The sequence below is a fragment of the Formosimonas limnophila genome (assembly GCF_014652675.1).
Taxonomy (GTDB): domain Bacteria; phylum Pseudomonadota; class Gammaproteobacteria; order Burkholderiales; family Burkholderiaceae; genus Hydromonas; species Hydromonas limnophila.
On record NZ_BMZG01000017.1, the window covers coordinates 1 to 9,920 of the forward strand.

Annotated in this window: 13 protein-coding genes and 1 pseudogene; 5 read left to right on the plus strand and 9 right to left on the minus strand. The window is 43.5% G+C overall.

The window, feature by feature from the left end:
* Positions 1–308: 308 nt before the first annotated feature.
* Complete coding sequence (locus IE082_RS10730) at positions 309–662, plus strand: hypothetical protein (protein ID WP_189493909.1); 354 nt, start codon at positions 309–311, stop codon at positions 660–662.
* 174 nt (positions 663–836) lie between these two features.
* Here the strand turns inward: IE082_RS10730 and IE082_RS10735 are convergent, their stop codons facing one another.
* The 8 genes from IE082_RS10735 to IE082_RS10770 all read right to left on the minus strand — a co-directional run bounded on the left by IE082_RS10735 (position 837) and on the right by IE082_RS10770 (position 5,606).
* Positions 837–1,403 carry a transposase gene (locus tag IE082_RS10735; RefSeq protein ID WP_229809832.1) on the minus strand — a complete coding sequence of 189 codons (567 nt, stop codon included), beginning with the start codon at positions 1,401–1,403 and terminating at the stop codon, positions 837–839.
* A 110-nt stretch (positions 1,404–1,513) separates the two neighbouring features.
* A complete protein-coding gene (locus tag IE082_RS10740) occupies positions 1,514–2,161 on the minus strand; it encodes a C39 family peptidase (RefSeq protein ID WP_189493911.1) in 648 nt (215 codons plus the stop codon).
* Positions 2,148–2,885: an AAA family ATPase gene (locus IE082_RS10745; RefSeq protein WP_189493922.1), complete on the minus strand. Its 738-nt coding sequence runs from the start codon at positions 2,883–2,885 to the stop codon at positions 2,148–2,150. The genes IE082_RS10740 and IE082_RS10745 overlap by 14 nt, the downstream gene beginning before the upstream one ends.
* Before the next feature lie 2 nt (positions 2,886–2,887).
* Positions 2,888–3,229, minus strand: coding sequence for a hemocin immunity protein (locus IE082_RS10750; protein ID WP_189493912.1), 342 nt, complete (start codon positions 3,227–3,229; stop codon positions 2,888–2,890).
* Between the two features lie 70 nt (positions 3,230–3,299).
* A complete protein-coding gene (locus IE082_RS10755; protein WP_189493913.1) occupies positions 3,300–3,629 on the minus strand; it encodes a hypothetical protein in 330 nt (109 codons plus the stop codon).
* Between the two features lie 43 nt (positions 3,630–3,672).
* Positions 3,673–4,563, minus strand: a complete 891-nt coding sequence (locus tag IE082_RS10760) for a hypothetical protein (protein WP_189493914.1) — start codon at positions 4,561–4,563, stop codon at positions 3,673–3,675.
* Between the two features lie 277 nt (positions 4,564–4,840).
* Entirely contained in the window at positions 4,841–5,185 is a 345-nt protein-coding gene (locus IE082_RS10765) for a hypothetical protein (RefSeq protein WP_189493915.1), read from the minus strand.
* Positions 5,169–5,606: a helix-turn-helix domain-containing protein gene (locus tag IE082_RS10770; protein WP_189493916.1), complete on the minus strand. Its 438-nt coding sequence runs from the start codon at positions 5,604–5,606 to the stop codon at positions 5,169–5,171. The genes IE082_RS10765 and IE082_RS10770 overlap by 17 nt, the downstream gene beginning before the upstream one ends.
* Before the next feature lie 123 nt (positions 5,607–5,729).
* Here IE082_RS10770 and IE082_RS10775 point away from each other — a divergent pair, with 123 nt between their 5' ends.
* The 3 genes from IE082_RS10775 to istB all read left to right on the plus strand — a co-directional run bounded on the left by IE082_RS10775 (position 5,730) and on the right by istB (position 8,412).
* Positions 5,730–5,918, plus strand: coding sequence for a DNA-binding protein (locus tag IE082_RS10775; protein WP_189493917.1), 189 nt, complete (start codon positions 5,730–5,732; stop codon positions 5,916–5,918).
* Between the two features lie 233 nt (positions 5,919–6,151).
* A complete protein-coding gene (gene istA / locus IE082_RS10780) occupies positions 6,152–7,681 on the plus strand; it encodes an IS21 family transposase (RefSeq protein ID WP_189493918.1) in 1,530 nt (509 codons plus the stop codon).
* A complete protein-coding gene (gene istB / locus IE082_RS10785) occupies positions 7,678–8,412 on the plus strand; it encodes an IS21-like element helper ATPase IstB (RefSeq protein ID WP_189493919.1) in 735 nt (244 codons plus the stop codon). The genes istA and istB overlap by 4 nt, the downstream gene beginning before the upstream one ends.
* On the opposite strand, the pseudogene IE082_RS10790 reads toward istB, so the two are convergent.
* Positions 8,383–8,982, minus strand: a pseudogene (locus IE082_RS10790) (transposase). The gene istB and the pseudogene IE082_RS10790 overlap by 30 nt on opposite strands.
* 451 nt (positions 8,983–9,433) lie before the next feature.
* Between IE082_RS10790 and IE082_RS10800 the strand changes: the two are divergent.
* Positions 9,434–9,920, plus strand: a 487-nt coding sequence (locus IE082_RS10800; RefSeq protein WP_189493921.1) for a hypothetical protein, incomplete at its 3' end; no start/stop codon positions are given.

The following is a 9,920-nucleotide window of genomic DNA, read 5'->3' on the forward strand; positions in this document are numbered from 1 at the left end:
CTAACCGACGCTTTGAGGTGTCTTTGCCTTGATTGTAAATATGCTATGTGTGATTTAACAGCATGCTTTGTAAGGGAGCCTCTGTATGTTGAGATTCCCTTCACTGTTTTTAGGCGTTTGGCTCCTATATGTTAAGTCTCACATTCTCTTGTACAACTTTAACCAAAAACGGATCGTGTTAAACTGTAGAACACCATTTGGCGATATACTATACACCTACCGTGAAAACGATAGTTTGTTTATTCAAAATCCACATAACAGTGTGTGGGATGTAACAGTTAAATTTTAAAAACCAATTAAGAAATAATATGAAAAAATTATTATTGGCTCTCTTTTTTGTTTCCGCCGTTAGCCATGCAGAAACCACTCGAGTTTTAGACACAAGAAACTATATTGTGCGAATTGTTGAGCACTGCTCAGAAGGCGAGGTCTCTTGCCAAAAGATTTCGTACACAGGTACGAGTAAGTCGAATGGGAAATCCATTAAGCTAAAGGGTGTTTCTAAGAGTCGCATGTGTGGGGATGGTGTTACCCCTTGCCAGTTTTTAGGTTATGAATTTAAAAACGGCAATGTTAAATATAATGTTCGAGAAGATGGTACGTTGGAGGTTATTGACCGTAAAGGGCGTGTCTTGGTCTCTGAAAGAGGTGAGTGGCAATAACGGATTAAGCCCGTAAACTGCTGTAATTTTTAGAGGTCAAGCCCTCAGGTAAAATGAGTTTTCACTAACTTACTGCCTATGGAGCGAGAGCATGACAAAGCACAATGTTTGCGTCAAGTCTAAAATTTACTGTAAATTTCCCTCAGTTTCAACGAGTAAATACGGTCTAAAAAATCAAGCTGATGCCTTTTCGGGTTTTGAAAAGTCCTCGGAACAAATCGCCTCATAAAACTCAGCCATATCCAAGTATCGCCGCTCCATCCAAGCCTCATTCATATCGGCGGGTACAACTCCGATTAAGCGGAAAGCAGCATCATTAGGGAATATACGCACCACTCGCTCGCGTCTTCTGACGTCCTGATTCAAACGCTCTTGCATATTGGTCGAACGCCAACGTTTGCGGTACTTGAGCGGAAGCGCTATCGCTTCCATGGCATCATCGAATGCCTCATTCAAACAGTCAACAGACTTGGGTGCACGGGCTTGAAATGCCTCAGCCAAGTCCTTTAATCTCCGCCGTGCCTCGGTCATATCGGATGCTTGAAACACCAAACGCGCCGCTTCTATGACATTAGGTTTGAGCTTACTGGGCGCACAGGTGGAAATGTTGCGCATTAAATGGACTTGGCAACATTGCCAGCTTGCGCTCGAAAATTGCTGCTTGACCGACTCAATAATACCTTCGCGCGCATCTGAAACCACAAGCTGCGTAATCGCATGACGTGCCCCACCTAATCGCATCAACACGCCCCACCTATTCGCGCTCAACGCCCCACATAAAAAACTTAAAGAATTTGCTTTTTCTGAAATTGTATGAAAATTCGAGTTTTTGCAAAAGATTACTCAAACTATCAATTTCTTAAAATTCCAATCGCACGAATTGCTAAATCAGTCTGTTTTTTTGGCTGTTTTGTAAAAAAATTATCAGCGGCTTTAATATCGGTCTTCGTAGGTAATACCGCCAAAAATTTACCTTTTAAGTCGCTATTCTCATTTTGCCTTGTTTGCCACACTTCTAAAAACTGCTCTTTGCTCAATGTTACATTTCCATACGAAGAATCAGCCAGCCACACAGTATCATCATTGATGCCGCGTAATACAGAAAAATGGTCTTCGCCCCGCAGTTTAATATAAACAACAACGGGGATTTTTAACTGCTTTAGTTGCTCATAACCTGCTGCGTACCCTTGCCCTTGAAAACCGAATTGAGGCAATATTTTTTGCATCTCAGAGAAAGACACGGCTTTTTTCCCGTTGTTCTCAAGTGCTTTAAGTATGTCCGTTTCGCTCACTTTTTGCCCGTAGTAAAAAGTGAGCAACGTGGCTAACGATGCGCCACCGCAAGAACTTTCAAAATTCTGTTTTACAACTGATAAATCACGTAGACTTTTCCAATCGTTTTTAACGATAGTCTGTGTAGGTAACAACGGGAGAAACTCGGCTTCAATTCGAAGCGTGCCAAAAAGTGACAACAGTAAAATAAATTTAATCGTCTTCATCTGATAACAGTTGTTCAATGCGCCGTTTGTGATTATTGAGAAAGTCTTGTGTTACGGCGTAATGGTCAGTTTCTTCATAAAAAACCTCACTAATACCCGACTTATCGAATTGCAATATTTTTGCATGAGGGTACGCCAATAAAATGGGTGAATGCGTGGCAATGATAAATTGTGACTGCTTTTTTACCAATTTATGTATGGCACACAGTGCCGCCATTTGACGGCTTGGCGATAATGCTGATTCAGGCTCATCAAACAAATATAAACCCTTGCCCGTGAGTTTATGAAGCAAAACCGCCATAAATGCCTCGCCATGTGAACGGGTATGTAATGAGCCTTGATAGCCATCTAAATAACCTACTTCATCCATGTAGGTTGCGACATTGTAGAAACTTTCCGCCCGTAAAAAATAGCTGTCTTTTGGATACGGCACACCCCTATTTAATCGCAGCACTCGATATAATTCAGAAGTAGATGCTTCGGTCGTGCGTAGTGAAAAATTTTGAGTACCGCCCTCAACACTAAAACCCAATGCCAATGCTACCGCCTCTAATACAGTTGATTTTCCCGAACCATTTTCGCCAACAAGAAAGGTAACTTGAGGATGAAACTCGATGTTTCCGATGCTTTGCACAGCGGCAATATCGAACGGGTAAGAGTTAAAATCAATCTCGATTTTTTGGTCAATTTTGACAGATGATAAATAACCTCTATTTTTTAGCATTTTCACTCAACGAGTAAGTGAGCAATATGACGCAGATATACTTCAATATCCTGCTCACTATAGCCCAGCGCACGTCCGATTTTCCGCTCTAAATCAGCCACAAACCCCCGCGCCCGTGCTTCGTCTATGAGTCTGATAAATTCTTGTGCCTCTTGCTCATAATCAGGTGTATAGATGATATGAGTGTATTCGTTATGTTCAATATGTTTTAGTTGGCCACTTTGCAGATATGGTTCAAATTCTTCATAAACGCATTCGAGCATGGCTATATGCTTTGTTCCTGCAAGCATTAAATCTAACTCTTGCCCATCATGGGGGGCAATTCCAGCGGGTAATTCGTGCATTTAATAACCTTTAAAAATCACATTGAAAAAAAGAAGATGAATTCATCTTCTTTTTTATATCATTAAACGATTAACGTTTACCCCAGCAGTTGAAGCAGTAGTACGGGCTGTAAACACCACCGTGACGAGCTCCGCAAGTAACACATGTATAAGTATAGCTACGCGGTGCTGCACCTTTTGTATCGTCCAATTCAGCTTGAGACAATAACTGTGCCTGTGCACAAGCCTCTGGCGATTGAGCCGCTGCCTGTTTACCCATTTCAAAAATGGACGATGTTGCGGGTGCTGCGGCTGTAACTGGCGTTGGTTCTTGAATTTTCACATCGTCTGCAAATGCCACAGAATTTGCTAAAAATACACTCGATAACAACATAACGAAAGCCATAACTGCTTTTTTCATTTTCACTCCTTAAAGTTTGAATAGGGACAATGGTTTTGACGCATCAAAATTGATGCTGCCATTTAAAATTCAGGTCTGCCCCCTTTTGACCTGAAATATTAGACTTCACGCTCAAATCAAAAATATTATCTTTTGATGGCGAGTAAGTCAGCCCCCACAACATATCGGTGCTTGTTTGGTTGTGGGTGTTTTGCTTATCGTTATACTTATCCGCATTTTTATAAATCCATTGAACGCCGCCGTTTAATGTGATTTTGTCATTCACGGCAAAAGCCACCGCAGGGCTGATAACTAGGAAATTTCCTGATTTATATCGGTTTTCTCCTTGTTTTGATGCACGGCTCATACGGTATGCGAGATTGAGGGACAATAAAACGGGGTCAATGACTTTATACGTAGTTACGCCCACCATAGCAGACTGAAACGAGCGTAATTTATCAGGGTAACGCTCTGCTAAAGCCACTTCTGCAAAGCCCAATACAGCGGGCGTTTCAGTGTCTTTCTTAAACTGATAATTAACACCGAGCCACGTATCACTTAACCGATTCTCGTTGTATTGATACGTACCATTTGAATCACTACTCCGTATTTGGCTGTATTGGTAACTGGTTCGGCTGTATATTTCTGCTTTATCTGTCAAACCGTAACGAATGCCAAGAGTGCCGATTAAATGGTCTTGGTTCGTTCGTTGTTCGCTTATCGAGCTGGGAATTTGTACAAACGAGTTTGTACCCGTTTGCACTAAAACTGATTCGCCCACTGCAAAATTTTGGTTGTCACTGTTGGAGTAAGTAACACCAACATCTACCTTTAATTTTCCTTTATCGGTTATAGCATCTTCAACTTTTATAGGGGTATCAGCAAAAGCGTTATTCATGGTAAAAGCCATAGCCAAAATTGCCGCTTGTACGGTTAAGCATGTTTTTGTTTTCACAATAAAGTCTTTTTATGGTCGATTATAGAACTGCACATTGTACCAATTCAATCACTCAACCGCAAACCGATACGGCTACGTAGTAATACTGGCGCGGCATGTGCGAAATTTCCTTTTTTATCAGCCGTTCGCGGCAAATTTATTTGCAAAATCTCACCCTCACCGTGCTGCTGCTGCTGCTGCTGCTGCTGCTGCTGCTCAAGATTGTGAATGTATCCTGTTCGAGAGCGAGTTTATTTTTGAAATGGTTTTGTTTTGTTGCATATATGTTGCAGTTTTACGTTGACTTCACCCAAATCCAAATGATAAATGCGCATTCAAATGGATAAAGCATCAAGGCAATCGTGTTGGCATATTCACCCAAGCCGATGAATTCCGCAAAACTCGCATTACCCCACAGGACAAACACGCTACCAATTAAGAGCATGGTCACATAACCAATAGCTTCCTCTCTGTCTTTTTGTGCCTGACACGCATAGCAATAATCTTTTTCGTTTTGAACAAGGGGGACGCGACATCTGACATTGATACAATGCTCAACATAGAAGTGCTGATGCGTTTCATGGTGAAGGTCACGCCCAGCTATGTGATGATTTCCATCGCCGTCAATTTGAACCGTCATCGCTTTTCTTCGGACCATTTTCGTAATAGTCACGCCCCGAGATTCCGCTGTTGTTATTCCCTGAAACCACAACCCCAAAATTAAGCGGTACAGACGTGGCTTGCGGTGCTACGCCCCCCAGTGCCACTCGCAAAGTTGCATTGCGTAAATCTTGATTCAATGCCCGATAACTGGTGATGAGTACTTGCTCGTCAGCACTGAGCACTGATGCAGATTCAGCACGTCCTGTCAGCAGCCAAAGTGGATCAACTTGGCAAGCATAAAAAGCTTTGAGCAAAAACTCGGCATCTGGCGTTCGGTCTCCTACCTCGTATCTTGCAAGCGTAGCACGCCCAACACCCAAACGGTCTGCAAACTCTTGTTGTGTGGCATCTGCACGAATTGTTTTAAGACGCTGACCTATTGAATTTGGGTCTATCAAGACTGATCCTTTTTCGGTTACAGCCCCAAATTGGGACGAATGGATTTTTATTTGCTAAATTTGCGCCAAACGGATTTTTAATGTAAGATTTCTGCATTACAACATCATTCATAAAGGACAACCATGACTGCAGATGAAATCAAAGCAAAATTTAAAGCCGAAGGCAAGACATTTACCGAATGGGCAGCAGACAATGGTTACCGTCGAAATGCTGTGTATCGTGTGATTAACGGCTTTGACAAGGCGCAATATGGTCAAGCGCATGAAATCGCCGTTAAGCTGGGCTTAAAAGCCAATCCAGAAAAACAATAGCCAATCACTTAATCTTATTTTAAATTGTTTTGAAAGGAATGTATACGAGATAAGCCAACTTTAAACCCCCACACCTAAAAAGACAAAAGACCCAAAGCCGTAAACTTTGAGTCTTTTTAAATGCAAACGGTCAAGCCCCACAAGGCGACTTTTTGTATTGTCTTTCCAAATCAATTCGATGTCAAGCACTTTGTTTGATGTCATGGGTGTCTGCACCCTAAATTTAAGGAAGCATGATGCAAACCTCAATAGAAACCATTCGCTTGGTCTGCAAGTTATTAAGTGATCCGGCACAAAGCCACCGTAGCATTGCAAGGTTGTGCCAAGTTTGTCATAAAACCGTCAAACGCATTCAAGTCAGAATCGAAACAGAACACCTTGATGTTCGGACAATACAAGACAATGACTTGTATCGCCTATTCAGTCATTCAAAAGTCACAGTACACGCCACATCGACAATTGATTGGCAAACTTTGCACAACGACATGCAAAAGCGCGATATGACCATGCAGTTGGCATGGGAAGAATATCGCACCATCAATAATGACGGGATTTCATATTCACAGTACTGCCGTCAGTACCGCCAGTGGCGTAAGACTATAAAAGTCAGCCTGCGCCAAACCCATCGAGCGGGCGAGTCCATTTTCATAGATTTCTGTGGGCGCACCATGCCCATTTGTGATAAAAAAACAGGTGAGGATTGGAAGGCGCAAGTGTTTGTTGGTGTATGTGGCGCATCGGGTTATATTTTTGCTGTTGCCGTCAAAAGTCAAAAGATTACAGACTTTTTGAGTGCGCATATGCAAATGTTGGCACACATCAATGGCGTGCCCAAATACATCGTCACCGACAACCTCAAGTCAGCGGTCATTAAAAACACCAAAGAGACAATCGAGTTGAACCGCGCTTATACTGAATTGGCAGAGCACTATGGCTTCATCATTGTGCCAGCACGACCACGCCGACCAAAAGACAAGGCAATGGCTGAAGTAGGTGTGCAGATTGTGCAACGTTGGGTCTTAGCGCGGCTGCGCAATCAGGTGTTTTTTAGTTTGGATGAACTCAATCAACAAATTGAGCATTGGATGATTGAGTTGAACCAACGCATCACCAAAACCTATACCGTCAGCCGAACTGAACGATTAGAAAGCATTGATCGACCTGCACTGCGACGATTGCCCATTTTGCCTTACGCTTACAGTGCTTGGGCTTACAATCAGCGTGTGGATGATTCGTACCATGTGCTGTTCAATGGTAAGCGTTATTCTGTGCCGTATCAATTTGCCCATCGAACCGTTGATGTGCGGGCGACAGATGATGTAGTGGAAGTATTTTGGCAACGTGAGCGAATTGCTCGTCATGCAGTCACATCGGACTTGGTGACCAGTGACCCTGCACATCGTCCGGATAATCATCAGTTTGCCAATGATACGACACCCGATAATATGCGAGATTGGGCAAGAAACGTAGGCATTGCAACTTTGCAATTTGTGGAAGCAAACTTATCAGACACGCGCCATTATGCCGCGAAGTTGAAGTCTCTGATTAACCTGAAACGTGAGGTGCGGCAGCATGATTGGCAAGCCAGTTTAGAGGCGGCTTGTGCATTCGTAATTCATATGAAGTGTTTTAGCGTATCACGGCTTCGTTCTGTACTGAAACGTCACTCGTTTGAACCGACCCAAAGTACTACCAAACCGATTCACCACAGCAATATCCGTGGTGCGGATTATTATGCGGGCAATACTGGAGGTGTGGTATGACACAATCCATTGAAGCAGGGTTGCAGCAACTACGCTTATCTGGCATGGCGGCTGAGTTGGCCAAACAATCCAAAGACCGTAAAACCCAAGAATCATCATTTGACAATCGCTTGAGTTTGTTGATTGAGGCGGAAATCATGAGCAAGGATAATCGACGGATTACTGCATTACTCAAAAAGGCGAAATTGCGTTACGCGCAAGCGACGCTGGAAGATGTGATTTACAAATCTGACCGAAAGTTGGAGCGATTGCAAATTAACAACTTGGCTAATTGCGAGTGGGTGAAGCATCGACACAGCGTGATTTTAACGGGGGCGACTGGCACGGGTAAGAGTTGGTTGGCGTGTGCGCTGGCCACTCAAGCCTGTCGGCATGGTTTGTCGGTACTGTATATGACGGCAACGACATTGTTTGATAACATTCGATTGAGCCAAGCCGATGGGACAATATTGAAACTGAAGCGAAGTTTGACACGACAGAGTTTGTTGGTGATTGATGATTTGGGGATGGGCGGTGTACCTGATGACTTGGCGCATGTCTTGCTGGAAATACTTGACCAACAGTCGATGACGGGGGCTGTGATTATCACCAGTCAATATCCGCACAAAACTTGGCATGATCTGTTCAACGACCCAACTATTGCTGATGCAATTTTAGACCGTTTGATTCATGGGGCTTATTGTTTGGCACTTGAAGGCGAATCAATGCGTAAAATTAAGGCTAGGAAGTAGGAACAATGAAGATGCGGGCGTGTCATAATTTTCGTGCGGGCACGTCCGTAATAACTGTGGGGCACGACGGTGCGAATGGATGCAGGCGGGGTATGCTATTTTGCACACAAGCTGCACGCCTTTCAAACCTCGTGCTTTGAGACGCGTAAAGGCTTCTTTCCAAGTAAATGCGTTCTCACCGTTGTCGATTTCAAGCCCAACAATCTCACGATAGCAATCGCTGCGCACCGCTGACATGGTGAGTGCGGCGCGACTAACCACACGGTCGTCATGGTTACGGGCGTTGATGTACATCGCATCCACCATGAGCACGGGATACTCACCATCTAAATGCCTATTGGTAAAGACTTTGACCTGCGCATCCAAGTTGACGCACAGACTGCTGACCAGCGACTTAGAGAAACCAGTACCGCACAATTCTTCGGTAATCGCTGGCACCTTGCGGGTCAATACGCCTTGCACATACATTTACATCATCGCCAAAACCAAGGCTTGCTCATTACGCTGGTAGTGTTTGTAAATGTCGGCACAAAAACTACTGTCCCGAGTTTGCGGCACTTGCAAGAACAATGTGCCAATGCGTACCGGTGGTCATATTTACTTGCGCCGTAACAATGCGGCACTAAAATACAAAAGTGGTGCACACGCGTCTTGATGCCGCGATAGATGATGTCGGTTTCGCCATACTGCGCGGAAAGTGACTCGGTTTCAAAGCATGGTGTGCACGAAAAGGCATGGCTATGAGGTGGGCTTGCTTTGCCGACCAGATGTTTTCCTGTAGTTCTTATTGGCTAAGTATTTACACGTAACAAATTGTTGACTTTAAAACCTTAAAGGTGTAAATTTTACCCAAAGAGTACTGATTTAAAAAATGAATAAAAATAGGATTTATATCTTGACAGGCTTTAAGTTATAAACTTTTTGTTTTGTGGCGTAGGGCTTTGATAAGTAATTTTGTCTTTTCCTTGGTGCGGGTTTGTTTGGCAAATACTATAGTGTGTTTTTAGTGGAGGGCTGAATCATGAAATCTGTTTGGAATTGTATTGGCATGAAAAAAACGTCTCTTTTAGCCAGTTTATTGATATCTGCTGGTATCGTCGAGTTGTCTTATGCTAATGAGGTAAATGCGGCTAGTTTGAATCCTGAAGATTTATCGTCGCTTGACGATAAGCACTCGGTTTCGCCAAATTCTGTTTCACTGGCATCTGCGTCGAATGATATGTCAAGTAATGAGAAAGCGGTTGTCCGTCCGTTGAATAAGGTTTTGAATTTGCCGGAGAAGGGCAAGATATGGGTAACGGAAGATCCAGCGGTTATCACACCTAATTTATCGGTTAGTGCGCCATCCAGCGTTGGTTTTTCTGATGGCAAGGTAGCCGAACCTGTTTTGTTTAACGTGTACACGAATTACGCCCCGTTCATAGAGAAGGCGGAGGTATTGGTTTATGCGCCAGAGGACGTTGATCGCACGAAGCCTGCGGCAGTGATTCCGGTTAAGTGGGATCCTA

Coding starts and splice junctions, on each gene's coding strand:
- IE082_RS10765 (WP_189493915.1), bottom strand. CDS start 5,185: ATGACGGTTCAAATTGACGGCGATGGAAATCATCACATAGCTGGGCGT.
- IE082_RS10740 (WP_189493911.1), bottom strand. CDS start 2,161: ATGAAGACGATTAAATTTATTTTACTGTTGTCACTTTTTGGCACGCTT.
- IE082_RS10745 (WP_189493922.1), bottom strand. CDS start 2,885: ATGCTAAAAAATAGAGGTTATTTATCATCTGTCAAAATTGACCAAAAA.
- IE082_RS10755 (WP_189493913.1), bottom strand. CDS start 3,629: ATGAAAAAAGCAGTTATGGCTTTCGTTATGTTGTTATCGAGTGTATTT.
- IE082_RS10775 (WP_189493917.1), top strand. CDS start 5,730: ATGACTGCAGATGAAATCAAAGCAAAATTTAAAGCCGAAGGCAAGACA.
- istB (WP_189493919.1), top strand. CDS start 7,678: ATGACACAATCCATTGAAGCAGGGTTGCAGCAACTACGCTTATCTGGC.
- IE082_RS10750 (WP_189493912.1), bottom strand. CDS start 3,229: ATGCACGAATTACCCGCTGGAATTGCCCCCCATGATGGGCAAGAGTTA.
- IE082_RS10735 (WP_229809832.1), bottom strand. CDS start 1,403: ATGCGATTAGGTGGGGCACGTCATGCGATTACGCAGCTTGTGGTTTCA.
- istA (WP_189493918.1), top strand. CDS start 6,152: ATGATGCAAACCTCAATAGAAACCATTCGCTTGGTCTGCAAGTTATTA.
- IE082_RS10730 (WP_189493909.1), top strand. CDS start 309: ATGAAAAAATTATTATTGGCTCTCTTTTTTGTTTCCGCCGTTAGCCAT.